The sequence below is a fragment of the Streptomyces sp. NRRL F-5755 genome (assembly GCF_001279365.1).
Classification (GTDB): Bacteria; Actinomycetota; Actinomycetes; order Streptomycetales; family Streptomycetaceae; genus Streptomyces; species Streptomyces rimosus.
In genome coordinates this window covers 34,934-61,001 of record NZ_LGCW01000014.1, presented here as the reverse complement: position 1 = coordinate 61,001, position 26,068 = coordinate 34,934, and the positions used below count along the sequence as shown (strand labels likewise).

The following is a 26,068-nucleotide window of genomic DNA, read 5'->3' as shown; positions in this document are numbered from 1 at the left end:
CACAGCGGCCCGGCCACAACCTCCCCCTACTCCACGCCGATCTGGAACGTAGACGTCGTGTTACGAATGTTCTCCGCATTGTCCCGCAGGGTCAGCCTGCGAAAGGTCGCCTTGCCTGCCGCCGGCCCCTGACTCGGTTCCGGCATTTCGTTGGCCCAGATTCCGAAGCCGGATTTGGCGTTGTACTCGTCGCCGCTCTTCTTCGCGCCGGTGATGGTCACGTCCGTGAATTCGGTGTCCTCGATGCGGTTCTGTGGCTGCTGGCCTGTGTAGTTCGTCTGGAACATGATGCCGTGGTAGGTCGGGTCGGTGATCCGGGCACCGTTCACCCGGATCGCCCGGAAGGGCTTGGAGGCCGAGAAGAGCCAGATTCCCGGGAAGGTCTGGCCGTTCCAGAAGTGGCCGCCTGCCCGTTCGATGCGGAGGTTTTCGAACGTCGTCCGGCCGGGGCCGAAGCCGTTCATCGGGAAGCCGAAGTCCAGGGAGGAGATGGTCACTCCGGAGTAGACGAGGGTGTCCGCGATGTGGATGTTGCGGAAGGTGTTGAGCTGGCCGCCGTAGACGGCCAGGCCGGCGGCCCGCCAGGTGAGCTTGGAGGTGAGGTTTTCGTAGACGTTGTTCCGCTGGTCGCCGCCGCCCGCGTCGAGCGCGGAGAACAGGGCGAAGGAGTCGTCACCGGTGGACCGGGCCTCGTTGTTGGTCACCAGGTTGTCGGTGGAGCCGTTGGTCATGTTCAGGCCGTCGGCGAAGGTGTTGCGGATACGGTTGTTCCTGAGCGTCATCCGGTCGGTGTTGGCGCCCCAGTAGAGGCAGACCATGTGCTCGGCCCAGATGGTGTCGATGGTGATGCCGGAGATGTTCTGGAAGTCGAAGACCTTGCCGGGCCCGTCGATACGGGAGGTGTAGTTGCCGAAGTAGGCGAAGCCGGAGAACGTCGAGCCGTCGGCGCCATCGGCGGCACGGAAGCCCACGTCGGTGTTCTGCTGGCCGGCCGGGGCGTGGAAGCGGGTGAACCACGGTCCGGCGCCGATCACCTTGACCGGCTTGAGGTAGACCTGGAATTTGCTGGAGGTTTCGTAGTCGCCCGGCGGCAGGTAGACGCCCTGGATTTTTCCTGTGGTGTCCATGCGGGCCTTGTCCAGGGCGTTCTGCACGTCCTGGTGACCGAATCCGGTCGGCTGCACGAATGCTTGTGGGTTCGGGTTCGGCGCCGCGGAGACCTTCTCGAAGTCGGCGAAGTCGATGGCGTAGGAGGAGGCGTTGTCGGCATCCTTCTGGAGCCGGACCTTGCTGCCCGCCGGTACGGTGCGGCCGAGATCGAGGTGCGCCTCGTCATAGATGTGCCGGGCCGGGCCCGCGCCCGGATCGTTCACCGGGGACGCCTCGGGACCGTAGAGCCAGGCGTACTTGGACGTCAGGTTCAGCGGCTTCGCCTTCGCGCCGTCCACGTACACGTTCAGGGTCGCGTTCGTACCCCCGCCACCTGGGGCGTCGGGAATGGAGAAGCGGGTGACCAGGGTATTGGTCGCCACGGGAGTGGTGAATTCGACGTACTGGCCCGTCTGCTTGAGTGTCACGGCCTTGCGGCCCGACGCCTCGCCCGCCACGTCGCCGATCTTACGGTTGGGGCCGACCACCTGGGCACCCCCGCCGACGGCGCCCGACTCCGCCTCGACCGTGGTGTACGGCATGGTGGCGCCGGGTGCGGCCTTGGCGCGCAGGATCGTGGGCCGGGGCTTCCCGGCTGGTGGAGTGAACGCGGCGCGCGAGGAGCCCTTGCCCGCGGCGACGGTACGGGTGACCGTACGGCTGTCCGGGGACTGGTTGCCCGCCGCGTCCCGGGCCCGCACGCTGTAGACGGTCTTCCGCGCGGCGCCGCCGGGCGCCGTGGTGTCCTGCCAGTGCGTCGCCGTCGCGGGCAGCCCGGCGCGCAGCCGGCCGTCGGCGTAGATGTCGTACCCAGCGGCTCCGGCGGTGCGCTCCCAGCTCAGCGTCGCGCCGTCCAGGTGGACGCCGCGGGGCGCCGATGGAGGTGTGGTGTCGCCCGACGCCGCGCCGTACAGCGCGAGTTCGCCGACCCGGTGGGCGCCGACGACCTGGACGTAGCGCACGGGGGCGCCGTCGAGACGCAAGGTGACCTTGCCCTTGCGAGCCTGCGCGTCGGACAGGTCCACGAAGTCGCGGCCGTTGGCGGAGCCCTGGAGCTGGACCCGTTGGGCCTCGCCGGGCAGGGAGAGCTCAACCCGGTCCAGGCGGCGGGTCGCGCCGAGGTCGGCCCGTATCCAGTGGGAAGCGCTGCCCTTCGCGTACGAGGCCGGGTTGCCGTCGTGCGCGCGGGCGGCCCCGTCGCCGCTGAAGGCGGCCGGGAGGGGAGCCGGGCTTCCGACGTTCGTCGGGGTTCCGGCAGAAGCGGTCTGCCAGCCGCTCAGCATCAGTCCGGTGCCGAGCACGGCGGCCAGTACGGGCCGCCAGGCTCTCCTGCGTGGTGCGGTGCGCTGTGTGGTGTGTTCTGTTGTGCCCATGACGTTCCCTTCTGTGGGGAGAGGGGGCGGTCGTACGCGGGTCAGGCCCGGCGCCTCCGGCGCCTCCGTACGCAGCCAGCGCAGCGGCCCCGCGTCCCGGAAGGAGCGCCGTAGCCGCAGCGCGGTCCGATAGAGCGCGAGCATCGAGTCCCGGTCGGCGGCCTGCCGTTCGGCCGCGTAGCTCGTCCAGTCCGCCGGGCGCGGCAGCCAGCTCGGCCCGTCCTCGCCTTCGGCGCACCAGGGCAGCGGCACCTGGCAGCCGCCCCGGCCCGGGTCCACCCCGCCGGAGCGGGCATACACCGGGTCCTGGATCAGCTCGCGCGGGCTCTCCGCCTCCGGCAGGCCCAGCTCCTCGCCCTGGTAGAGGTAGACCGAGCCGGGCAGGGCCAGGGTGAGCAGCGCGGCGGCGCGCGCTCGGCGGGTGCCCAGGGCGAGGTCGGTGGGTACACCGAAGCGCTTGCGCTCGAAGGCGAAGCCGGTGTCCTCGGCCCGGCCGTAGCGGGTGACCGTACGGGGCACGTCGTGGTTGGCCGGCACCGCGGCCGGACGCCCGGGCAGCCGCCGCGTCATCGGCGGCTGCCCGGAGCGTGCCGTTCAGCGGAACCGGTGGGCCGGAAGCCGGGTCAGCGGACGAACTTCCAGGTGACCCGCGGGACCATGTCGGTGCCCGCCGGCACCAGTTTGCGGAAGGCCGCCTGGCTGAGGTCTATGTGGGTCGAGGCGCAGGAGGGACACTTGTCCCTGACCGGCACGGTGATGGTCCTGCCGTTGTACGTGACCTGTACCTTCACGCCCGCGCAGAGCGGGTCGTTGTTCGGGTTGGGCGAGGTCCACCAGGCGGCGGAGACGGCGACCAGGTCCTGCGAGGTGGCGTCGATGGGCGTGCCGCAGGCGCCGTAGCCCCGGTCGTTGTAGTAGGTCATCTTGCCGTTCATGGTCTGGCCGATGGGTACGGCCTGGGCCGTACCCGTACCGAGGGCGATGCCGGTGGCGGCGATCACGCCGCAGACCAGCGTTCTCCAGGGGCGGGAAGTGCGCATGGTTTCTCTCCGTCCGAGTGCGTCCGGGGGTGGTACCGGTGTCGTCGCGCGCCCGGCACGCAGGGCGCGGACTTGGGGTACGACGGGTCTGAGAGCGCTCTCAGGAACATGAGTGCCATGGACCACGTTCGCCTCACAACCCCCTTTGGGGGCAACTGTCCAGAAAACGTGGGCATATTCGGCCAGTCTGGCCCGGAATGCCGGACCGGATGGCCGAATTCCGCGGCGTGCGGAGCGAAGGCGGAGTACGCCATCCGAACCGCCGCTCAGGGCTTGCCATCCGAACTGCCGCCCAGGCCCTGAAGGAGCCGGGTCCCGAACCCCCGCCGGTTGCACGAGGGTTCATGGCCGGGTCACCGGGTCATGAGCACCGCTTGATCTTGTCGATGGCGGCGGGCCAGTTCCACCGTGAAGTTCCGCGATTTGTTCTTCTTGACCTTCGGCTTGTCCGTGAAACCGGAGGTGCTCAGCTTCCCGTGCCGCGCGCAGCGGGGTACCGAGGAGTGCCAGGGAATGCGGGCCGTCAGGCCGACGTCGTGGGCCTTCGCGGTGGTCTGCTGCCGGGGGCGGGCTGTCGCTCCGCTGCGGTCCGGAGGGCCGTACGGAGACCGGACGCCACTGGCGAGCCGAGCCGTGGTGTTACCCTGTCGAACGAACGTGATCTCGGATCGAGGAGACGCAGCTGTGGCGGGTGACGACGACATCTCCGGGTGATACCCGGACCTGACGGCCGCCGGCCGGTGCATGGACGCACCGCCGTGGTGGCTGCCTTGTCGTACCCTCCCGCCCACCCTTCCCGGCACCGCTGTCTGCCGTGCCGGTGGCATTTCTCCGAGGTATCACCATGTCCGACGCTTCCGTCGTCTGCTCCAACCTGTCCTTTTCCTGGCCCGACGACACCCCCGTCTTCCAGGACCTTTCCTTCACCGTGGGCACCGGCCGCACGGGCCTGGTGGCGCCCAACGGTTCCGGCAAGAGCACCCTGCTCAAGCTGATCGCCGGTGAACTGCGCCCCACCGCGGGCTCCGTGTCCGTCTCCGGCGTCCTCGGCCACCTCCCGCAGAGCCTCCCGCTCGCCGCCGGCCTCACCGTGGCCGAGGTGCTGGGCGTCGCCGATGTGATCCGTGCCCTGGACGCCGTGGAGTCCGGCGACGTGAGCGAGGAGCACTTCACGACCATCGGCGACGACTGGGACATCGAGGAGCGCACCCGGGCCCAGCTCGACCGGCTCGGCCTGGCGGGGCTGGCCCTCGACCGCGGCCTGAGCACGCTCAGCGGCGGTCAGATCGTCTCGCTCGGCCTGGCGGCGCAGCTCCTCAAGCGGCCCGACGTCCTGCTGCTCGACGAGCCGACCAACAACCTCGACCTCGACGCGCGGCACAAGCTCTACGACGTCCTCGGGGACTGGAACGGCTGCCTGCTCCTGGTCAGCCACGACCGCGCGCTCCTGGACCGCATGGACCGCATCGCCGAACTCGACCGCGGCGCGCTGCGCGTGTACGGCGGCAACTTCACCGCGTACGAGGAAGCCGTACAGGCCGAGCAGGAGGTGGCCGAGAAGAACGTCCGCAACGCCGAGCAGGAACTCAAGCGCGAGAAGCGCGAGTTGCAGCAGGCCCGCGAGCGCGCCGAGCGCCGCGCGAGCAACGCCTCCCGCAACCTCAAGAACGCGGGCCTGCCCCGCATCTTCGCCGGGAACATGAAGCGCGGCGCGCAGGAGTCGGCCGGCCGGGCCGGCCAGATGCACGCCTCGCGGGTCAGCGAGGCCAAGGCACGCCTGGACGAGGCGGGGCGCGCCGTACGCGACGAGCAGCGCATCACGCTGGACCTGCCCGCCACCCAGGTGCCCGCGGGACGCAACCTGTTCCTCGGCGAGGGCCTGCTCGTCCGCCACGGCGAGCGGTCCCTGTTCGCGGGCGACGGCGTCGACCTGACGATCCGCGGCCCCGAACACATCGCGCTGACCGGCCCCAACGGCGCGGGCAAGACCACGCTGCTGCGCCTGCTCAACGGCGACCTGGAACCCGACGCGGGACAGATCAAGCGGGCCGACAGCCGGATCGCCTATCTCTCGCAGCGCCTGGACCTGCTCGACCTGTCCAAGACCGTGGCCGAGAACTTCACCGCGTTCGCCCCGCACCGTACGGAGGCGGAGCGGATGAACCTGCTCGCCCGCTTCCTCTTCCGGGGGCCCCGGGCCCACCTGCCGGTGCACGTACTGTCCGGCGGCGAGCGGCTGCGCGCCACCCTGGCGTGTGTGCTGTGCGCCGAACCGGCCCCGCAACTGCTGCTGCTGGACGAGCCGACGAACAACCTCGACCTGGTCAGTGCCGGTCAGCTGGAAAGCGCGCTGGCCTCCTACCAGGGGGCGTTCGTCGTGGTCAGCCACGACGAACGCTTCCTCGGCCGGATCGGCATCGACCGGTGGCTGCGGCTGGCCGACGGCGAGCTGCGGGAGACGGCGGCCCCCGAGGTGTGAGGCGCCGGCCACGGCCTGGCCCGCGTCCGAGGTGCCTCACCCGGCGGGCCGCGTACCTCCCTCACACCAGGTGGACCACCATGCCCCGACCAGCTCTGCTCGCCCACGACCTCGTCCGCACACTGGGTACCCGACGGGTCCTGGACGGCGTGTCCCTCACCGCCGCACCCGGCCACCGCGTCGGGCTGATCGGCGAGAACGGTGTCGGCAAGTCGACACTGCTGCGCCTGCTCGCGGGCGTCGACGAACCCGACGCCGGCCAGGTCACCCGCCCGTACGACCTGGGCTTCCTGCACCAGGAGGTGCCGTTCGCCGGTGACGCGACGATCGCCCGGGTCCTGGACGACGCCCTCCGGGAAGCCCGCGCCGACCTGGCCGAACTCGACCGGCTCAGTCGACTGCTCGCCGACACCCCCGAGGACCACCCCGCCTACGCCGAGCTGCTGGCGGCGTACGGGCAGCGGCTGGAACAGGCCCAGGAACGCGAAGCCTGGGACGCCGACCGCCGGGCCGCGATCGTCCTCGACGGGCTCGGCCTCGGCGGCATCGCGCACGACCGGACGCTCGGCTCCCTGTCCGGCGGGCAGCGTGGCCGCCTCGCCCTGGCCGCGCTCCTCGTACGCCGCCCCGCGGCCCTCCTCCTGGACGAGCCGACCAACCACCTCGACGACGAAGCAGCCGCCTTCGTGGAAGGCCGGCTCCGCGAGCTGCCCGGCGTCGTCGTGGTGGCGAGCCACGACCGGGCGTTTCTCGACGCCGTCTGTACGGAACTGATCGATCTCGACCCGGCTGTGGACGGTCCCGTGCGTTTCGGCGGCAACTACAGTGCCTACCAGGCCGAGAAGCGCGCGGAACGGGAGCGCTGGGAGCGCAGATACGCCGAGGAACAGGAGGAGCTGGAGGCGCTGCGCCGGTCGGCCGGGGTGACCGCGCACCGCGTCGCCCCGGACCGCGGGCGGCGGGACAACGAGAAGATGGGCTACGGCCACCGGGCGGGCCGGGTACAGCAGCAGATCTCCCGGCGGGTACGCAACGCCACCCGCCGGCTCGAAGAACTGGAGCGGACGCAGGTGGGCGAGCCGCCGCGGCCGTTGCGGCTGCATGTGGGGGCGGTTGCCGTCGAGGCGGAGGAGGCGGAGGAGACGGGGAAGGCGGCGGATGCGGCGGAGCTGGTTGACGTCCCTCTCGTAGCGCTGCGGGACGTACATGTACCCGGTCGGTTGTACCTCGACCGGCTGGACGTCTCGTCCGGAGACCGGCTCCTGGTCACGGGCGGCAACGGTGCCGGAAAATCGACGCTGCTGTCGCTGCTGGCCGGGCGGCTCCGTGTCGAGGGCGAGGTACGCAGGCGGCCGGGCCTGTCCGTAGGGCTGCTGGCGCAGGACACCACGTTCGAGCGCCCGGACCGTACGGCGCACGACACCTATACGTACGTACTGGGCGCCGAGCGGGCGGAAGCGGTGCCGCTCGGTTCACTGGGGCTGCTGCACGCCGCGGACCTCGGCAAACCGGTGGGACAGCTGTCGGTCGGCCAGCGCCGCAGGCTCGCGCTCGCCCTTCTGGTGGCGCGCCCGCCGCACCTCCTGCTGCTCGACGAGCCGACGAACCACCTGTCCCCGCGCTTGTGCGACGAGCTGGAGGACGCCCTCGGCGCGGGACCGGGCACGATCGTCGTGGCCAGCCACGACCGGTGGCTGCGCGGGCGCTGGAACGGCCGGCGCCTGCACCTGCGCTTCGGCCGGGCGCACTCGGATGGGAGCGGCGAAGCGCGACTCAGGGGGCGTCCACTGTGTCGCTGACGGGCTTTGCCGGGCTCACGGTCACCCGCCAGAATGGTGACCGTGAACCTCGATCATGTCTTCGTCTGCGGACATCCGGCCCTCGACTTCGCCGCGACGCTCAGGGCCCGGCGCTCCCTGTGCTTCGAGATGTTCGCGGCGCCGGACCGGCTGGACGCCTGGTACGTGGAGTCCGGGATCGTGGACTCCGTGGCGCCCAGCCGGCCGTCCGACGTCGAGCGCGCGAAGGACGTACGGGAAGCGGTCTACGAACTGATCACCGCGCGCCGCCTCGGCGAACCCTTCGGCGACCGGGCCCTGGAGGTGCTCAACGCGGCGGCCCGCAAGCCCGCCGCGGCCCCGCAGCTCACCAGGGCCGGGCGCCGGACCGACGCCACCTCGCAGGAAGCGCTGTCCGCCGTGGCCCGGCAGGCGGTGGAACTGCTGAGCGGCCCGGACGTACCGCTGCTCAAGGAGTGCGGCAACCCCGAGTGCACCCGCATCTATATCGACCGCTCGCGGGGCATGCGGCGGCACTGGTGCGGCATGGAATCGTGCGGCAACAAGATCAAGGCCGCTGCGTACCGGGCGCGGAAGAAGAGCGCGCCCGCGACTGCGGCCGGCTAGCTCGCGTTCGGGCGTACGCGGTAGCTGACACCGGGGTAGGGGAGGTCGCCGGAGTTCAGCGAGCCCACCACGAAGACCAGGTCGCCGTTCGTGCCGGGGGCGCCCGGGCGGCAGCCGGCGTTGAAGTAGACCTCCACGCTCCGGTCGGCGACGGCGCGGAAGGACCGTACGGGAGTGGTCAGTTCCTGGCACACGCCGACCTTGCCGAGGTCGGCCTCGACGGCGCTGCCGGTGGCGTTCGCTCCGGTGTAGAAGGTGACTCCGGGAAGCCCGGCCGCGCCGGCGGGCGAGCCCGCGGCGCCGAGCATCAGGAGCCCGCTCGCGAGGACTCCGCCGGTAACGGCCGCGAATCTGGTGAACTTTGTGGTCATGTCTCCGCCTTGGGGTGGTGGGGGTGGGGTCGGGTGCGGACGGTGCACGGGCGGTGTGCCGATGGTGTCGGGCTGGGGGCCGGGGCTGTGGGTCCGGGTCCGGGTCCGGTCAAGCGTCCAGGATGCTTTCGGCCGCCTCGCGCAAGGTGCGGGCGACATCGTGCGGGTCGTCGAGGTATCCGGCCGCCATCGCTCCGTCGCGCAGCACCATGAGCGCCCGCGCCGCCCGGTCCGGGTCGGGATGCCCGGCATCGTGCGCGACATCGCGCAGCACGCCGCGGAACCAGTCGCGGTGCTCGGCCACGCAGAGGCGTACGTGATGCCGCGGATCGGGGTACTCGGCGGCGGCGTTGAGGAATCCGCAGCCGCGGAACTCCGGCCGCAGAACGCTGTCGGCGATCATGGCGACGATCTCCAGCAGGGCGTCGCGCCCCCGGTGGGCACGGAGGATGGCCTCCACCGCCCGCTTGACCCGGGCGTCCCGCTCCTGCAGGTAGGCGACCACCAGGCCCTCCTTGCCGGCGAAATGACGGTAGAAGGTGGCCCGGGTGACACCCGCCTCCCGTACGAGTTGTTCGACTCCCACGGTGTGGATTCCGTTCGCGTAGAACAGCTTTCCCGCGATGTTCAACAGCCGCTCACGCGGATGGATCGTCCCACTGGCGCTCGAAGTCATGACCACCAGCGTACGGACGGCCCACCGACGCCGGTCGGCCCGTCACCTCAGGGGGCTGCCGGGGCGCCGCCGGTACGTTGCCGCTATGTCGTCAGTACGTCGTCACCAGGGGCTTGGTCTCGTCGATGACGTAGGTGGAGAGCATCATCGTCGTCACCGTGCCGACGTTCCGGGCGTTGTGGATCACGCCGACGGGATGAAGAACGGGTCGCCCGTGCGCAGCCGTTGGGCGGGGCCGTCGTCGAACTCCATCAGCACGTCGCCGCGCACGATGTACCCGATTTCGACTCCCGGATGGCTGTGGCGGCCGGACTCCTTGTGCTGGGGGATCTCCACGACGGTCTGCACGGTCAGCCAGCCCTTGGCCGGGGACGGGTGCCGCTGGAGTTCGGACCGGGTGACGCCGCTTGTCGGGGCGCTGGAGGGGGTGGTTGCTGTGGTGCCGCTGGAGTGCAGCGGTGGGTGACGGTCGATCATGAGGTGCCTTTCCGGCAGAAAGAACGTTCGTTCTGCCTGATCGATACGGTACGCAGCTCGCCTTCGTCCCGTACAGATGGAACTTCGGTCAGGTGGAGCGACGCGGCGACCTGGCGTTTGTGCCCTGGTGGGGTGGCGTGTGGCCGGCCTGCGTCGTGGTGCGCAGGTTCGGGGGTCGGGGGAGCCGTGGGTGCGTGAGTGCACGTCAGGCGGGGTGCGGGTGGTCGGGTTGTGGAGGAGGGGGGTAGGTATTGCTCCCGGTGTGCGGGGCGGGTGGGCGCGGGTGGCTGGAATCGGTCGTCCGGGGCGAACGCGCCCGTAGAGGAGCGGAGTTGGCGGAACCCGTAGACGCCTGGCTGGGAACGCCCCCGCATTCGTCACCGTCTTGACCGGTGACGCGATGCCTGCAAGAGTCATGCCTCGCTCGGCACTCGGCACGGCACGCGGACGCAGACGGAACAGCACACGGAGGCCCCGATGATCAACAGGCGCACCTTCGGCAAGGCCATGGCGCTGGGCACCGGCGCGGCAGCCGTATCGCTGACTGGCCCGCAGGCCGCACCCGTTGCCGCGGCTCCCCGCTCGGACCGGAGCGCTTCAGGCCGTACGAGCGCATCCCCCCTCCCCGACATCGCCCCCGGTACGCACACGACCTTCGACCGGATGCGGCACGTCACCGCGGGGCTGCTGAACGTCGGTTACGCGGAGGCGGGCCCCGCGCACGGGCCGGTGGTCATCTGTCTGCACGGCTGGCCTTACGACATCCACAGCTTTGTCGACGTCGCCCCCCTGCTGGCGTCACGCGGCTACCGCGTGATCGTCCCGTACCTGCGCGGTCACGGCTCGACCCGCTTCCGTTCCGCCGCCACGTTCCGGAACGCCCAGCAGTCCGCTGTCGCCCTGGACATCGTCGCCCTGATGGACGCCCTCGGCATCCACCGGGCCGTACTGGCCGGCTTCGACTGGGGCTCCCGGACGGCCGACATCATCGCGGCCCTGTGGCCCGAGCGCGTCAAGGCACTGGTGTCGGTGAGCGGATACCTGATCACCAACGTCGAGGCGCAGCAGGAGCCACTGCCCGCGCGGGCCGAGCACACCTGGTGGTACCAGTACTACTTCTCCACCGAGCGCGGCCGGCGCGCCATGGAGGACGCGGACAAGCGCCGCGAACTGTGCCGCCTGGTCTGGGAGACCGTCTCGCCGACGTGGGACTTCGACGACGCCACGTTCGCGCGTACCGCCACGGCCTTCGAGAACCCCGACTACGCCGACATCGTGATCCACAACTACCGCTGGCGCCTGGGCCTGGCCGAGGGCGAACGCCGTTACGACCGTTACGAGAAGCGGCTCGCCGGCCGGCCGGTCATCACCGTGCCGACCATCACCCTGGACCCCGAACGCGACCCGTTCACCGTACCCGGCAACGGCTCCTCGTACCGCGACCGCTTCACCGGCGCGTACGAGCACCGCACCCTGACCGGCATCGGCCACAACCTGCCGCAGGAAGCCCCCGCCGCCTTCGCCCAGGCCGTCGTGGACGTGGATCACTTCTGACCGACCGGTCCTGGCCGACCGCCCCTGACCGACCCTGATCGCCCTGACTGAAAGACCGGAGGTCGACAATGCAGCACGTCACCAACACACCGGACGGCGCGGCAGCAGCCCGGCACGCGAAGTTCGGCAAGCTGCCCGAGCGCATCCCGTACGAGGACATGGTCACGGAGAAGGCCATATCGGAGAATCGCGCACAGAACACATACAACCCCGAAGGATCGTGGAACCACTTCTCCTGCCTGGCGCTGGACCTCGGGTTGTAAGGGGTATCTGTGCGGGACATCTGGGGGCGTCTGTAGGAGGCCCCCGAATATCCGGTGTCTCCGGGGCCATCCGCCCCGCTAGCGTCTCCGCCATGACTCCAGCGGATCTCGCGGCCGTCATATCCGACGGCGTACACACGGCCATCCAATCCGGACTCCTCTCCGCAGAGGTATCCGTGCCCGAGGAGATCCGCGTGGAGCGGCCCCGGCACCGTCACCACGGCGACTACTCGACCAATGTCGCCCTGCGGCTCGCCCCCGCCGCCGGCCTGCCCGCCCGCGCCGTCGCCGAGGTGCTCGCCCCGCTGGTGAGCGCGGCCGACGGCATCGCGAAAGCCGAGGTCGCGGGCCCCGGATTTCTGAACATCACGCTGGAGAGCGGGGTGCTGGGCGCCCTGGCGCGCGACATCGTGCTGGCCGGTGACGCTTACGGCTGTACCGACCGGCTCGGCGGCGTACGGCTCAACCTGGAGTTCGTCTCGGCGAACCCCACGGGGCCGGTGCACATCGGCGGGGCGCGGTGGGCGGTCGTGGGCGACGTGCTCGCCCGGCTGCTGGAGGCCGCGGGTGCGGACGTGGCGCGGGAGTACTACTTCAACGACGCGGGCGTACAGATCGACCGGTTCGCGCGCTCCCTGCTCGCCGTGGCGCAGGGCTCGCCGGTGCCGCGGGACGGTTACGGCGGCGCGTACATCGAGGAGATCGCGGACGCGGTGGTGCGGCGGCGTCCCGATGCGCTGGAGCTGCCCGACTCCGCGGCTGCCCTCGCCGTCTTCCGGGCGGAGGGTACGGCGCTGATGTTCGACGAGATCAAGGCGTCGCTCGCCGCGTTCGGCACCCGTTTCGACGTGTTCTTCAACGAGAAGGACCTGCACGACCGGGGTGACCTGGACGCCGCGGTCGCACGGCTGCGGGAAGGCGGCCACGTCTTCGAGGAGGCGGGTGCGCTCTGGCTGCGCACGACCGAATTCGGTGACGACAAGGACCGGGTACTGGTGAAGAGCGACGGTTCCTGGACGTATTTCACCGCGGACTGCGCGTATTACCTCAACAAGCGCTCCCGGGGCTTCGAGCGGATCGTCATCATGCTCGGCGCCGACCACGCGGGCTATGTGGGCCGGATGCGTGCCATGGCGGCCTGCTTCGGTGATGACCCGGACACCCACCTGGAGATCCTCATCGGGCAGCTGGTCAACCTCGTCAGGGACGGGGAGCCGGTCCGGATGAGCAAGCGGGCGGGCACGGTCGTCACCCTGGACGACCTGGTCGAAGCGGTCGGTGTGGACGCCGCGCGGTACGCGCTCGCGCGGGCCAGTGTGGACGCGGTGATCGACCTCGACATCGACCTGCTCACCCGGCAGTCGAACGACAACCCCGTTTACTACGTCCAGTACGCGCACACCCGGCTGTGCGCCGTGCAGCGCAAGGCACGGGGAACAGGAATCGACAGGGGCGCGCCGCAGAACTTCGAACCTTCCCTGCTCTCCCACCCGCGGGAGACGGTTCTGCTGGGCGTGCTGGCCGAGTTTCCGCAGGTCGTGGCGGGCGCCGCGACGCTGCGCGAACCGCACAGGGTGGCGCACTACCTGGAGGCGCTGGCCGCCACGTATCACCGCTTTTACGACGCCTGCCGTGTCCTGCCGCGGACCGGCGAGGCTGCGGACGACCGCACCCGGGCCCGGCTGTGGCTGACGGAGGCCAGCAGGGTGGTGCTGCGCAACGGGCTGCGGCTGCTCGGGGTTTCGGCGCCGGAACGGATGTGAGGGCGGGCGCAGCGGGAGCACGAGGCTCGGCCGCCCGCTGCCGTCGGCTGATGCGATCAGTTACGGGGCCCCGTCCCCGGCCGGTCTTCCGCCAGCATGCGGGGAACCTCGGTCCGGGCCCAGTGGGAAATGCCGCCGAGCAGGGCGGCGGCCGCATCGATGTCCCCCTCGGCCGTAGGACGTTCCGTCTGACAGTCGAAGCCTACGAGCCCGGTAATGTCTTCCACGATGCCCGCGAGACGGTACGCCTCCGCGACGATCTGCCGCGCCGCCTCGCCGAAATGACGGTAAGCGAACTCGATTTCGGCCGAGTCCCCGTCGTAGTCGAGCTGAATGCGGCCGACGGGCCCGTTGCGTTCCAGGGTCAGGTTGTACGGGTATTCCTCGACGGATACGGGCCCGATCTCCGCGCTCGCCCGGCGCACGATCTCATCCCAAGCGGCGCGCCGGTCCGGCGTAAGGTTCAGGGGGTTCCGCTCGAAATCCACATCACCATCCCAAGCCGCGGCCCGATGGTCGAGCGTTTCAGAGAGCGTACGGCCCGGAAGCCGGCGGAAGAGAGTGATCCCGTAGGGCATGGGTGCAGCGTACCGGGAGCCAGGCACTGAGCACTATTCCGAATGGGCACGCTCCTTGCGCACGGCCTGCTGAAGCCGATCGCCGATATGGCGAATCAGGTATTCCAGATCCGCGCAGTACACCGAAGGATGGTCGAAGCCCGTGCCGTGCACATAACGGTCGGTGTACCTCCCGCCGCCACAGACACCGACCACGGGACAGCTCCGACAGCTGGCGCACAGCGTGGCCAGTCCGCGCACCTGAGCGGCCACGGTATCCGGGTGGTGCAGGGCGTCCTCGAAGTCGTTCCGGAATACGTCCATTTCCAGATCGGGTGCGCCCGCGTACGCGGTCTTGAGGGAATCGACACGTTGAATGGAACCATCAGTGTCGATCACCACAACGGCCAGCGGGGACAGACCCACCGTCTCGGTTCTGCTCGCCGCGCCGAGCAGCAGCGCCACGATCTCCCCGAACAGGCGCACCTGTACGGGCGGGTGGCCGGACGGCGCATCCCACCACAGGTCGAAGACGTGGGCCAGCCAGTGACCGTACGGGACAGGGCGCGCTGCCCGGCACGCGGGCCCGGCGAACGGGCCGATCCCGGGCGGCGGCTCGCTCCAATTCCCGTACGGCAGCAGGAAGTCCAGGCTGGGCGGGCCGAGCGCGACCAATGACCGGTAGATCTCCCCGGGGTCGGTGTCCACGTCGATGGTGCACAGAATGCCCCCGTACGAGGCGGGGGCATCGGCCAGCAGCCCGGCCGCGCGCCGTACCGAAGGCCACGAGGAGCGTCCGGCGCGGTCGATGCGCCGGCGGTTGAGGCGGGCGCTGCCGCCGTCGAGGCTCAGGCCGACGGTGATGCCGGCCGCGCTGAGCTGCTTCAGGATGTCCGCGGTGAGCAGCGTGCCGTTGGTTTGCACCGAAACGGCTACGGAGCAGTGGTGTGGCAGGGCGTCGCGGACGGTCTGCGCGTAGGTGATCAGCGCGGCGGGCCCGGCGAGCAGAGGTTCTCCGCCGTGCAGGTCGATACGTATCGAACGCAGCCCGTGGGTGGCGACGTGCTCGGCGATCCGTTCCGCGGTACGGCGCATGGTGCGCTCGGCCACGCGGACGGGACGCTCGCGCCAGCTCTGGTCGGGGCCCTCGTAGACGTAACAGTAGGTACAAGCGAGGTTGCACCTGCTGTGCACCTTGAGCACGAACTGCCGAAAGGGAACGGGCCGGACCGCCTCACTCACGCAACAGGAGGCGCGTCATCGTAGAACGCGACCGCGCCGCCCGGATCCTCCAGACGCTCGCACACACCGGGAAGCAGCGTGCTCAGCACCGGATGCTCCGTATGGGACGCCAGCTCCCCGAGCGGCAGAGCACTGAAGTCGGGAAGCTGCGCATCACTCGGCTGCCCGGGCAGGTACGTGTTGGTCATGCCGGCACCTTCCTCGCGCGTGGGGTGCTGTCAGGTTGGCATGCTTCGGGGTGGATGCGTGGACGAGTTCGAGCCAACGCGGGGGTGTTCAGCGGTGTAGCGTTGCCTGCTGGACCGTTTCCGAGAGGCCGGTTTGCCGTATCGTTCGTGGGCTGGAGCGACCACTTGACCCCGTATTCCCTCGCGTTCTACATGGACGTGGTGACCTCAGGAACCGTGCTCGGAGCCAGGCCGACGGACAACCCCGACCGGGTCACCGAGATCCTGGGTTCCGACTTCGCCGAGAACTCCTTCGACGACCACAGCATGTCCCGTGACTATGGAATGGTCGAGTTCTTCTGGCTACGGGATTCACCGGACCACCCGTGGGAGGGGCACCACTTCACGCTGGGCGTGCATCAGCTGGCGCGCCACGGCGGCAGCGTAGTCAACGAGGCCATTCGCGAGAGGTACGGCCGCTTCGACCGCCATCTGCGGTTCGACAAACTGGAGCGGCTGCTGGGCAAGCGCGGCGTCCCCCTGGAATACGTTCCGGACGCCAACGCGCCGGCGTTCACCCAGCACTGGCAGCCTGCTTCACAGGTATCCGTGATGGTGTTCCGGTCCCGTGAGGAATGGCAGAAATACCCACGCAGCGCCGACTGCGTGGGAGACGTGCGCGCCATCTATTCATCGGTGAGCGCCGAGAGCGTGGCAGGAAACAGGAAACGCTATGGCTCTCCCCAGCGCGCGGTCGTGACGGAGTAGCCCCCGGGGCCGGCTCCCCGTATCTTCGGCCCCATGACTGACGAATGCTTCGGGCATCCACGGCTCGCCGCGATCTACGATCCGCTCGCCCCGGACCGAGGTGACCTCGATCCGTACGTCCGGTTGGCGGTGGAGTTCGGCGCCAGTCGAGTGCTGGACATCGGATGTGGGACAGGCGTGTTCGCGCTGCTGTTGGCCGAGCGTGGGGTTGAGGTCATCGGGATCGACCCTGCCCGGGCCTCCATCGATGTGGCCCGCGCCAAACCCGGCGCTGACCGCGTGCACTGGATATGTGGTGATGCGACGGCCCTGCCGCCGCTTCGTGTTGATCTCGTGACGATGACGGCGAACGTCGCCCAGGCAATCAGCGATCCGTGGATGTGGCGGAGGACCCTTCGCACGGCGTTTGAATCCCTGCGGCCCGGCGGGTACCTGGTGTTCGAGTCTCGGGACCCTGCCAAGCGCGCCTGGGACGAGTGGAACCGGGAATCCTCCTACAAGGTGACGGACATTCCCGGTGTCGGTCGCGTCGAGAGCTGGGTGCAACTGGTGGAGGTGAGCCTGCCGCTGGTCGCGTTCCGTTGGAGTTATGTGTTCGCTGCGGATGGGCAGGTCCTGACCTCGGAGTCGACGTTGCGGTTTCGTGAGCGGTCGGAGATCGAGACGGACTTGGCGGAGCAAGGATTCGTGGTGGACGACATTCGTGATGCGCTGGACCGGCCGGGGAAGGAATTCGTCTTCCTCGCGCGACGCCCCTAGGTCCGATAAGTTATGGGGCACACGGCTCAGTTCACGAACGATGTGTCCCAACAGCGATCAGGCGGATCTCTTCGGCTATCAATTCCGGGTCGGTGAGTCGTACGTGATGCCCCGACCGGGGAGCGATGACGTGCTTGCCCTGTGCGGATTTGGCTGCGCTGCGGGCGTGGGAGTCGTTGGCGGCACGGCGGGTGGACTTGGTCATGCCGTTGCCGGGGAGGGCGCCGGAGATGAGGGTGATGGGCACCTCGCCCAGTTCGGGTGGGGTGCTGCGGAATGCGGCAAGTTCGTCGAGGAAAGTGCGGGCCTGGGCGCGCTGGGTTTTGATCAGGTCGGCGGTGAATCCGTCGCGCTGCATGTCGCGGCGCGCGTCTTCGGGCAGCGGTGCGGCTGCGGATCGGTGGACGAGGCCGAGCAGACGTAGCCGGGCCAGCAGGAGGTTGATCGCGATGGACGTACGCTCGGCCCGCCGGAACAGTGGGCCGAACAGCAGGTCCGCGCCCTCGTCGGTCGGGTCGACCAATACCAGGCCGCGGATCCGGTCCAGACGTCCGGCCGCGGCGAGGCGTACCAGCGGGCCGCCCGCGCTGTGCCCGACGAGTACGTACGGGCCGGGGCCGAAGTGGTCGAGCAGGTCCTGCAGGTCGTCCGCCATGCGGCGCATCGTGCGGGAGGCGGGGTCGGCGGGGCTGCGGCCGAGTCCGGCGCGGTCGTAGACGATGGCGCGTGTCCAGGTGCCCACCGTGGGCTGCACCAGGGCCCAGGACGAACGGGTGGCGGCGGCGCCCGCCTCGAAGACGACGGTCGGGGCGTCGGAGTGGGCCCGCGACCCAGCCTGACCAAGACCCGCGGCCCACCGCCTCACACCACCTGAATCCCCACCAGGCACGTGTCGTCGTCCGTGTCCGACTTGCTGTGCGTCAGCAGTTGATCGAGCCGGTGTTCCAGCGTGGGCGCGGGGGACTGTGCGGTGGCGAGCAGCTGGGCCAGGGAGTCGTGGATGGCGGTGTCGCGGCGTTCGACCAGGCCGTCCGTGTACATCAGGAGGGTGTCGTCCGCCTCCAGCTGGAGTTCGGCCTCCTCGTAGGTCGCTTGGGCGACGGCTCCCAGGAGCAGGCCGCCGACCAGGGGCAGCCGGGTCGCTTCACGGCCGCGGACCAGGACCGGTGGGAGATGGCCGGCTCTGGCCCAGCGCAGGGTGCGGGTCCCGGGGTCGTACAGGCCGCAGACGGCCGTGGCGGTGACCTGGTCGGTCAGGTGGTGCGCCACGATGTTCAGCCAGGACAGCAGCTGCGCCGGGCCGGCTCCGGTGATGGCGAGGCCGCGCAGCGCGTTGCGCAGGACCACCATGCCGGTGGCCGCCTCGATGCCGTGGCCCGCGATGTCGCCGACGCAGAGCAGCACGCGCCGGGACGGCAGGACGACCGCGTCGTACCAGTCGCCGCCCACCAGGGACTCGGTTTCCGCGGGCCGGTAGCGCACGGCTATCTGGAGGCCGGGCGCGGCGATCGGGCCCCGGGTCGGCGGCATGATGGCCTGCTGGAGTTGCAGCGCGAGACGGTTGCGCTCGGCGGATTCCTGTTCGGTGTGGGCGAGCTGGTCGCGGGTGGCGGCGAGCGCCACCTCGGTCCAGTGCTGGGCGGAGATGTCCTGGTAGGCGCCGCGCACGGCGAGGAGGCTGCCCTCGGCGTCGTGTACGGGCTCCGCGATCACCCGGATGTGCCGGGTGACGCCGTCGGGGCGCTGGAGACGGAAGGCGGCCGAGGCGGAGCGCTGGTGGTGCAGCACGGCGCGCAGGAAGCGGCCGATGGCGATGCCGTCGTCCGGGTGCGCGTGGGCGGCCAGTTCGCGCAGCGAGACGGGCGTGCCGGTGGGCGGCCGTCCGTACAGGGCGAAGAGCTGCCCGTTCCAGGTGATCTCGTCCGTCAGCAGGTTCTCCTCGAAGCCGCCGATACGGCCGAGGCGCTGGGCGTGCTGGAGCAGGCTGGCGAGCCGGGCGGTCTCGTCCTCGATGCGCCAGATGAGCAGCACGCTGTCCCCGTGGCGGCTGACGCTGATGTCGGCGACGGCGGCCAGGGGCACCTGGTCCACCAGGGCGGTCAGGGTCATCCGCTGGGCGCGGAAGGGCTCTCCGGTGGCGTAGACGCGCTGGACCTTGTCGAAGAGGTCGCTCTCGTCGGCGGCCATCGGGTACGCCTCCAGGAGGAGGGCACCGCCCACGGTGCTGCGGGGGCGGCCCGCCGGGTCCATGAAGCGGCCGTTGACGTGGTGGATGCGGAAGTCGGTCAGCTCGCCGTCGGGCCCGAGGTGGGGGGTGAGGACGAGGGCGGGGTCGTGGAGTCCGTCTGCCAGGTCCACCAGTTCGGCCACGGCGGGGACGCGCTGGGCGGGGGCGGGGCCGTGCCCGTACACGGCGGGGGTGGTTTCGAGGGCGTGGGCGCACAGTTCCGCCAAAGCCTCTATCTGACGCATGATCACGGGCGGCTGCGGGGGCAGCGGCTGCTGCCAGCAGATCTCCAGCACGCCGTGGATACGGCCGCCGGTGCCGGCGGGGAGCGCCACGCGGCCGCCGTGCGGGTGGTGAGTGCGGCCGATCGAGGGGATGCCCGTCTCGGACAGGGAGGCGAACCGTACGGTGTCGCGCTCGGTCAGCGCCTGGCGGGCGACGGTGACCACGCCGGGAGGCACGTACCGCCAGCGCACCGCCTCGTCGGCGGGAAAACCCGCGTGACCGGCCAGGGTGAGGGACGTGTCCGAGCCCGCGGTCCAGATGGCGACGGCCGTGGCACCGAGCGGAGTCAGCGCGTGCTGAAGGAGCGAGTCGGCCACGGCTTGCGCGTCACCGGCGGCCAGGGCCGCGCTCTCGGCCGTACGCAAGCGCACTCCGACGGTTGCGCCCGCCGCGTCGGCCGGGCCCGTCCCGGCGGGCTCGGTACGGGTGCGGTGCAGGAAGTCGCCGGCGACCTCCGCCACCCGGTCGCGGGCCGCCTGGTTGATGATGTCCACGGCCAGCTCCAGCTGGGAGACCGCGGCCTTCTCCGCGAGTTCGGCCAGCTGCCGCGTCGCCTGGGCCGGCCCGCAGCGCAGCCGTTCGACCATGATGCCCTTGGCGAGTTCGATCAGCGCACGCCCGTCGGCCGCCGCATGCGCCGCCTGGACCTCGCTGCGCAGGCGCGCGACCGTGGCGGCCAGCCGGCCGACGGCGGACATCCGGTCCGGCCGGGCGCCGGTGGGGCCAGGGCCGCGCTCCGGCCCGGCCGGCGCGGGCAGGCTGCCCGGTACGGACGGGCCCTGGCCCGCCCCGTCCTCGGACGCCGGCGACCCGTCGTCCCCTGACGGGGCTCCGACGTGCTCGAAAGGGCTCATGATCGTGTCGATTCCTCGATGCGGTGAGTGCGGCGCGTGCGCGGGGCCCGGACGACGTGCCCGGCCGACCGGGCACGTCCCCTCAGGAGGCCAGCCACCGGCGGACGCAGGCGATCAGGTCGTCGGTGTCCACCGGCTTGGTGACGTAGTCGCTGGCTCCGGAGGCGAGGCTCTTCTCCCGGTCCCCGGGCATGGCCTTGGCCGTGACCGCGATGATGGGCAGCCCGGCGTGTTTCGGCATCCGCCGGATCTCCGCGGTCGCGGCGTAGCCGTCCATCTCGGGCATCATCACGTCCATCAGGATGAGGTCGATGTCCGGGTGTTCGGTGAGCGCCTGGATTCCCTCCCGGCCGTTCTCCGCGTGCCGGACGTGGATGCCGTGCAGTTCCAGGATGCCGCTGAGCGCGTACAGGTTGCGGGCGTCGTCGTCCACGACCAGGACGGTGCGGCCGCTGAGGCTGTCGTCGACGGGCCGCGGGGCCTGCGGCTCCTCCGGGCGTACCAGCGGCAGCACGTCACCGGGCTGCTCGGCGGACAGGTGCAAGGCGATGCGTTCACGCAGTTCGTCCAGGCTGGAGAGGATCTCCAGCGGCTGGGTACGGGCACGTGCTTGCAGGGTGCGTTCCTGCTCCGCCTCCAGACGCCTGCTGTTGTGGGCGAGGACGGCGACGGTGCGTACGGCGGCGTCGCCGTCCATCGCCTCCAGGAACCGCAGGGCCTCGCCGCCTGCCATGTCCAGGTCCAGGACCACGCAGTGGAAGGGCTCGGCGGCCAGCGCTCCGGCGGCCTCCTGGGCGCCGACCGCGGAGACGACCTCGATGGTCTCCGGCCGGTCGCCCAGGTCCTGGCCGCCCCCGGCCAGCTCGGCGACCGCGCTCTCGGCCACGTGGGAGAGCAGCCCGCGGGGACGCTCCTCGATCACCAGCAGCCGGCGCGGCGGCGCGGGCTCGGCGGCGGGGGGATGCGGCCGGCTCTCGCGCCCCGTACCCCACTCGCCTGCCGGTGCCTCGACGGCCGCCGGCCCGGCCTGCTTCTGGAAGTCGGCGCGGGCCACGGGCAGATACAGGGTGAAGGCGCTGCCCAGCCCCGGTGTGCTCTGGGCCGTCACCGCGCCGCCCAGGAGGTGGGCGATCTCGCGGCTGATGGACAGGCCGAGGCCGGTGCCCCCGTACTTGCGGCTGGTGGTGCCGTCCGCCTGCTGGAACGCCCCGAAGATCACCGCGAGCTGCTGCTCCGGGATGCCGATACCGGTGTCCTTGACGCGGAAGGCGACGACGGGGCCGCCGCGGCGCACCGTATCGGGCAGTTCACTGTCGGCGGCGGGCTCGATCCGCAGCTCGACGCTGCCCTCCTCGGTGAACTTGACCGCGTTGGACAGGAGGTTGCGCAGGATCTGACGCAACCGGGCGTCGTCGGTCAGCAGGTCCACCGGGACGCCGGGCGCGGCACTGATCGTGAAGTCGAGGCTCTTCTGGGTCGTCATCGGCCGGAACGTCGCCTCGACGTAGTCCAGGAGCTGCCGCAGCGCCACCCGCTCCGGATTGATGTCCATCTTGCCCGCCTCGACCTTCGACAGGTCGAGGATGTCGTTGATGAGCTGGAGCAGATCGGAGCCCGCGGAGTGGATGATGCCCGCGTACTCCACCTGCTTGGGCGTGAGGTTGCGGGTCGGGTTCTGCGCGAGCAGCTGCGCCAGGATGAGCAGGCTGTTGAGCGGAGTGCGCAGCTCGTGGCTCATGTTGGCCAGGAACTCCGACTTGTACTTCGACGCCAGCGCCAGCTGCCGCGCCCGGTCCTCCAGCTCCTGCCGCGCCTGCTCGATCTCCAGGTTCTTGGTCTCGATGTCGCGGTTCTGGGAGGCGAGCAGCTCGGCCTTCTCCTCCAGCTCCTCGTTGGAGCGCTGGAGTTCCTCCTGCTGCCGCGTCAGCTCCCCGGAGCGCGCTTGCAGCTCCCCGGCCAGGCGCTGCGACTCCTCCAGCAGCTCGTCGGTACGCGCGTTGGCGACGATGGTGTTGACGTTGACGCCCACCATCTCCATGAGCTGTTCGAGGAAGTCCCGGTGCACGGGGGTGAAGGAGGTGAAGGACGCCAGCTCGATGATGCCGAGGACCTGGTCCTCCACGATGATCGGCAGCACGATCAGGCTGCCCGGCGCCGTCCGGCCCAGGCCGCTGGAGATGCTGATGTAGTCGCCCGGCACGCCGTCCGCGACGATCGTACGGCGGCTGCGCGCGGCCTGGCCGACCAGCGACTCGCCCAGCCCGAACCGGTCGGGCGCGGTGCTGCCGGGGGGACGGCCGTACGCGCCGACGAGCCTCAGTACGGTGCCGCGCTCGGTCTCCTCGGCCAGGTAGAAGGCGCCGTACTGGGCCGAGACGAGCGGCGTCAGCTCGTCCATGACCAGCTCGGCGACGACCGCGAGGTCCCGGTGGCCCTGCATCAGTCCGGAGATGCGGGCCAGGTTGCTCTTGAGCCAGTCCTGCTCCTGGTTGGCCCGGGTGGTCTCGCGCAGGGACCGCACCATGGAGTTGATGTTGTCCTTGAGCTCCGCGACCTCGCCGGAGGCGTCCACCGTGATGGACCGGGTCAGATCGCCCTCGGCGACCGCGCTGGTCACCCCGGCGATGGCCCGTACCTGCCGGGTGAGGTTGCCGGCCAGCTCGTTGACGTTCTCGGTCAGCCGCTTCCAGGTGCCCGATACGCCCTCGACCTCGGCCTGGCCGCCGAGCCGTCCTTCGCTGCCGACCTCGCGGGCCACCCGGGTGACCTCGGAGGCGAACGAGGAGAGCTGGTCGACCATGGTGTTGATGGTGGTCTTGAGTTCCAGGATCTCGCCCCGGGCATCGACGTCGATCTTCTTCGACAGGTCACCGTTGGCGACCGCGGTGGTGACCTGGGCGATGTTGCGCACCTGACCGGTCAGGTTGTTGGCCATCGAGTTGACGTTGTCGGTCAGATCCTTCCACGTACCGGCCACGTTCGGTACGCGGGCCTGGCCGCCGAGCATGCCCTCGGTGCCGACCTCGCGGGCGACGCGCGTGACCTCGTCGGCGAACGCGGAGAGCGTGTCGACCATCGTGTTGATCACACCGGCGAGCGCGGCCACCTCGCCCTTCGCCTCGACCGTGATCTTCTGCGAGAGATCGCCCTTGGCGACCGCCGCGGCCACCTGGGCGATGGAACGCACCTGGCCGGTCAGGTTGGAGGCCATCACGTTGACGTTGTCGGTCAGGTCCTTCCAGGTGCCCGACACGCCCCGTACGGTGGCCTGGCCGCCGAGGTTGCCCTCGGTGCCGACCTCGCGGGCGACGCGCGTGACCTCGTCGGCGAAGGCCGAGAGCTGGCCGACCATCGTGTTGATGGTGTTCTTCAGCTCCAGGATCTCGCCGCGGGCATCCACCGTGATCTTCTGCGACAGGTCGCCCTGGGCCACCGAGGTGGCGACCGCCGCGATGGAGCGCACCTGCGACGTCAGATTCCCGGCCATGAAGTTGACGGAGTCGGTCAGGTCGCGCCAGGTTCCGCCCACTCCGGGCACCTGCGCCTGCCCGCCGAGCCGCCCCTCGGTGCCGACCTCGCGGGCGACGCGGGTGACTTCGTCGGCGAAGGCGGACAGCTGGTCCACCATCGTGTTCACCGTGGTCTTCAGCTCCAGGATCTCGCCCCGGGCGTCCACGGTGATCTTCTGCGACAGGTCGCCCTTGGCGACCGCGGTGGTGACCTGCGCGATATTGCGTACCTGCGAGGTGAGGTTCCCGGCCATGAAGTTGACGGAGTCGGTCAGGTCGCGCCAGGTTCCGCCCACTCCGGGCACCTGCGCCTGCCCGCCCAGCCGCCCTTCGCTGCCGACCTCGCGCGCCACGCGGGTGACTTCGTCGGCGAAGGCGGACAGCTGGTCCACCATCGTGTTGACGGTGTTCTTCAACTCCAGGATCTCGCCCTGGGCATCGACGTCGATCTTCTGTGAGAGATCGCCCTTCGCGACGGCGGTGGCCACCTGCGCGATGTCGCGCACCTGGGAGGTGAGGTTGCCGGCCATGGCGTTCACCGAGTCGGTCAGATCCGCCCAGGTGCCCGAGACGCCCGGCACCTGCGCCTGGCCGCCGAGCCGGCCTTCGCTGCCGACCTCGCGCGCCACCCGGGTCACTTCCGAGGTGAACAGGGACAGCTGGTCGACCATGCCGTTGAAGACGGTCGCGATCTCCCCGAGCAGCCCGTCGGCGTCGTCCGGCAGACGGGTCCCGAAGTTCCCGTCGCGTACGGCGGTGAGCCCGGCGAGCAGCTGGCGCAGCTCCGGCTCCCCGACCTTCACCTCGGTGCGCGCCGCCCGCGCCACCGGTCGCGCCTTCTCGCCCGCCGTTCCAGCAGCCATGACCAACCTCGTTCCCCTGACCAGACTGCCAGCGCAAGGCTCGGCGGCGCTATGGTTCCCGCCACCGAAGGCGCACACCCGTGCCCCGCGCCGACACCTCATGACCTTGCCGTACGGCAAATTCGTGAAAGGCTACCCCGAGGCGTCACCGGAAGAAATGAAGATCCCCACTTATGGTGTTCCGTCTGTTGTGTCGGGGACCTCGTCGGCCTCCGGGGAGGTATACGGGCGCGGGGGTGCCGTACGGCGATGACTGCAACTGCTTGCGGTCCGCCCCTGATTGAGGGCTGAAATATTGGACGCCCAACGTCGTACGGCTGAAGGGCGCGATGGGGGAGTGCGCCGCGCCCCCGACGTCTCGGACCGCCGCCGTGGCCGCCGAACGTGTCGTGGCTCAGTACGTCCGGCCGTGGGCGCGGGACTCGGCGGCGGCCTTGAGGTCGCTCAGCCACTGTTCGAGGCCCCTGCGGAGGATCTCCTCGGCGAGGGGGACATTCGATTCGACCTGGGCGCCGCGATGGGTCTCCTCGGTGCTCACGCGGACGCCGCCGGCGACCTTGGTGAAGTTCCACACGTGGACGCCCCTGTCGATGCGCAGCCCGTCACCGATCGCGGGACCGGTCCAGCGGATGCAGGAGTTGTGCCTGAGCTGCTCGACGGTCGAGGTGATCTCCAGGGTGGTGGCGGGAGTCGTGGGAGTGGCGGGCGCCGGAGTCGTCCACCGGAAGACCGAGCCCTTCCGCAAGGGGCCGTGATCGAGGCGCTTCGCGGTCCCGACAGGAGACTGCCAGGACGGCCAGCGCTCCACATCGGTCTGGAGCTTCCAAATGGTGTGCAGCGGCGCGTGGATCACGGTTTCGGTTTTCTGGCGGATGAGGGCGCCGGGATCGACGCCCTTCCCGCGGCAGGTGAGGGACGTGCCGGGGTGGTGAGGCGTGGCTCCGGCGGGCGCGGCGGCAGTGCCGAGGAGGCCGATGACGAGCGGGAGGGTGAACAGGGCGGCGCGGGTGCTGCTTCTGCGGATGCCGGGCATGGCGGTCTCCTTGTGGGTGCTCGGTTGGGTGTGGTGGGTGTGACGGGCCGTCAGGGGCGCCGAGAGGTGGGGGTGAGGCGTGAGGTGTCGGTGGTGGTCATGGCATTCCTTCGTTCGAAGGGGGCGGAGGGGTGTGCGCTGGGGCGGACGCGTGGTGCGCACTCCGCACCGAGGTAGAACCTATTCCGTAAGTTAGAAGCTATAGCCATCCGGGGTGGGAGGGCAAGAGGCCGGAACCCAGGGGTGTCCCGTGC

At 70.3% G+C, this 26,068-nt stretch carries 19 protein-coding genes and 1 pseudogene; 8 read left to right on the top strand and 12 right to left on the bottom strand.

What is annotated here, in order from left to right; genetic code table 11:
* Nucleotides 1–26 precede the first annotated feature (26 nt).
* Both ADK86_RS03110 and ADK86_RS03105 read right to left on the bottom strand, forming a co-directional pair.
* A pseudogene (locus ADK86_RS03110) lies at nucleotides 27–3,074 on the bottom strand (discoidin domain-containing protein); the annotation flags it as partial.
* 71 nt (nucleotides 3,075–3,145) lie between these two features.
* Nucleotides 3,146–3,562 (bottom strand): cysteine/serine endopeptidase inhibitor, encoded by a 417-nt coding sequence (locus ADK86_RS03105; RefSeq protein ID WP_053695143.1) that lies wholly within the window; start codon nucleotides 3,560–3,562, stop codon nucleotides 3,146–3,148.
* Between the two features lie 844 nt (nucleotides 3,563–4,406).
* On the opposite strand from ADK86_RS03105, the gene abc-f reads away from it, so the two are divergent.
* The 3 genes from abc-f to ADK86_RS03090 all read left to right on the top strand — a co-directional run bounded on the left by abc-f (nucleotide 4,407) and on the right by ADK86_RS03090 (nucleotide 8,446).
* Nucleotides 4,407–6,041, top strand: a complete 1,635-nt coding sequence (gene abc-f, locus ADK86_RS03100; RefSeq protein WP_053695142.1) for a ribosomal protection-like ABC-F family protein — start codon at nucleotides 4,407–4,409, stop codon at nucleotides 6,039–6,041.
* An 80-nt stretch (nucleotides 6,042–6,121) separates the two neighbouring features.
* Nucleotides 6,122–7,840: an ABC-F family ATP-binding cassette domain-containing protein gene (locus ADK86_RS03095; RefSeq protein WP_053695141.1), complete on the top strand. Its 1,719-nt coding sequence runs from the start codon at nucleotides 6,122–6,124 to the stop codon at nucleotides 7,838–7,840.
* A 42-nt stretch (nucleotides 7,841–7,882) separates the two neighbouring features.
* Entirely contained in the window at nucleotides 7,883–8,446 is a 564-nt protein-coding gene (locus ADK86_RS03090) for a CGNR zinc finger domain-containing protein (protein ID WP_053695189.1), read from the top strand.
* Here the strand turns inward: ADK86_RS03090 and ADK86_RS03085 are convergent.
* The 3 genes from ADK86_RS03085 to ADK86_RS03075 all read right to left on the bottom strand — a co-directional run bounded on the left by ADK86_RS03085 (nucleotide 8,443) and on the right by ADK86_RS03075 (nucleotide 9,970).
* A complete protein-coding gene (locus ADK86_RS03085) occupies nucleotides 8,443–8,817 on the bottom strand; it encodes a hypothetical protein (RefSeq protein WP_053695140.1) in 375 nt (124 codons plus the stop codon). The two genes, ADK86_RS03090 and ADK86_RS03085, sit on opposite strands and share 4 nt — an antisense overlap.
* 109 nt (nucleotides 8,818–8,926) lie before the next feature.
* A complete protein-coding gene (locus ADK86_RS03080) occupies nucleotides 8,927–9,493 on the bottom strand; it encodes a TetR/AcrR family transcriptional regulator (protein ID WP_030593973.1) in 567 nt (188 codons plus the stop codon).
* A 183-nt stretch (nucleotides 9,494–9,676) separates the two neighbouring features.
* Nucleotides 9,677–9,970 (bottom strand): cupin domain-containing protein, encoded by a 294-nt coding sequence (locus tag ADK86_RS03075; RefSeq protein ID WP_234345669.1) that lies wholly within the window; start codon nucleotides 9,968–9,970, stop codon nucleotides 9,677–9,679.
* A gap of 477 nt (nucleotides 9,971–10,447) precedes the next feature.
* Here ADK86_RS03075 and ADK86_RS03070 point away from each other — a divergent pair, with 477 nt between their 5' ends.
* The 3 genes from ADK86_RS03070 (at nucleotide 10,448) to argS (ending at nucleotide 13,550) form a co-directional block, all read left to right on the top strand.
* A complete protein-coding gene (locus ADK86_RS03070; RefSeq protein ID WP_053695139.1) occupies nucleotides 10,448–11,524 on the top strand; it encodes an alpha/beta fold hydrolase in 1,077 nt (358 codons plus the stop codon).
* Nucleotides 11,525–11,592: 68 nt separating this feature from the next.
* Nucleotides 11,593–11,787 (top strand): hypothetical protein, encoded by a 195-nt coding sequence (locus ADK86_RS03065; RefSeq protein ID WP_053695138.1) that lies wholly within the window; start codon nucleotides 11,593–11,595, stop codon nucleotides 11,785–11,787.
* A gap of 92 nt (nucleotides 11,788–11,879) precedes the next feature.
* On the top strand, nucleotides 11,880–13,550 hold the full coding sequence (argS, locus tag ADK86_RS03060; RefSeq protein WP_053695137.1) for an arginine--tRNA ligase: 1,671 nt from the start codon (nucleotides 11,880–11,882) through the stop codon (nucleotides 13,548–13,550).
* Between the two features lie 56 nt (nucleotides 13,551–13,606).
* On the opposite strand, the gene ADK86_RS03055 is transcribed toward argS, so the two are convergent.
* Genes ADK86_RS03055 through ADK86_RS03045 form a run of 3 tightly spaced genes read right to left on the bottom strand, consistent with a single transcriptional unit; the run spans nucleotide 13,607 to nucleotide 15,537 of the window.
* Complete coding sequence (locus ADK86_RS03055; protein ID WP_053695136.1) at nucleotides 13,607–14,128, bottom strand: hypothetical protein; 522 nt, start codon at nucleotides 14,126–14,128, stop codon at nucleotides 13,607–13,609.
* Between the two features lie 33 nt (nucleotides 14,129–14,161).
* Nucleotides 14,162–15,349 carry an FxsB family cyclophane-forming radical SAM/SPASM peptide maturase gene (locus tag ADK86_RS03050; RefSeq protein WP_053695135.1) on the bottom strand — a complete coding sequence of 396 codons (1,188 nt, stop codon included), beginning with the start codon at nucleotides 15,347–15,349 and terminating at the stop codon, nucleotides 14,162–14,164.
* Nucleotides 15,346–15,537, bottom strand: coding sequence for a YxD-tail cyclophane-containing RiPP peptide (locus tag ADK86_RS03045; RefSeq protein ID WP_053695134.1), 192 nt, complete (start codon nucleotides 15,535–15,537; stop codon nucleotides 15,346–15,348). Before ADK86_RS03045 ends, ADK86_RS03050 begins: the two co-directional genes overlap by 4 nt.
* Before the next feature lie 165 nt (nucleotides 15,538–15,702).
* Here ADK86_RS03045 and ADK86_RS03040 point away from each other — a divergent pair, with 165 nt between their 5' ends.
* Entirely contained in the window at nucleotides 15,703–16,284 is a 582-nt protein-coding gene (locus tag ADK86_RS03040; protein WP_053695133.1) for a hypothetical protein, read from the top strand.
* Nucleotides 16,285–16,317: 33 nt separating this feature from the next.
* Nucleotides 16,318–17,043 carry a class I SAM-dependent methyltransferase gene (locus tag ADK86_RS03035; RefSeq protein WP_053695132.1) on the top strand — a complete coding sequence of 242 codons (726 nt, stop codon included), beginning with the start codon at nucleotides 16,318–16,320 and terminating at the stop codon, nucleotides 17,041–17,043.
* A gap of 31 nt (nucleotides 17,044–17,074) precedes the next feature.
* Here the strand turns inward: ADK86_RS03035 and ADK86_RS03030 are convergent, their stop codons facing one another.
* The 4 genes from ADK86_RS03030 to ADK86_RS03015 form a co-directional block, all read right to left on the bottom strand.
* Complete coding sequence (locus ADK86_RS03030; protein ID WP_053695131.1) at nucleotides 17,075–17,908, bottom strand: alpha/beta hydrolase; 834 nt, start codon at nucleotides 17,906–17,908, stop codon at nucleotides 17,075–17,077.
* A complete protein-coding gene (locus ADK86_RS03025) occupies nucleotides 17,905–20,409 on the bottom strand; it encodes a SpoIIE family protein phosphatase (RefSeq protein WP_053695130.1) in 2,505 nt (834 codons plus the stop codon). Before ADK86_RS03025 ends, ADK86_RS03030 begins: the two co-directional genes overlap by 4 nt.
* Before the next feature lie 82 nt (nucleotides 20,410–20,491).
* A complete protein-coding gene (locus ADK86_RS03020; protein ID WP_053695129.1) occupies nucleotides 20,492–24,781 on the bottom strand; it encodes a HAMP domain-containing protein in 4,290 nt (1,429 codons plus the stop codon).
* 394 nt (nucleotides 24,782–25,175) lie between these two features.
* Complete coding sequence (locus tag ADK86_RS03015; RefSeq protein ID WP_053695128.1) at nucleotides 25,176–25,814, bottom strand: SRPBCC family protein; 639 nt, start codon at nucleotides 25,812–25,814, stop codon at nucleotides 25,176–25,178.
* Nucleotides 25,815–26,068 lie beyond the last annotated feature (254 nt).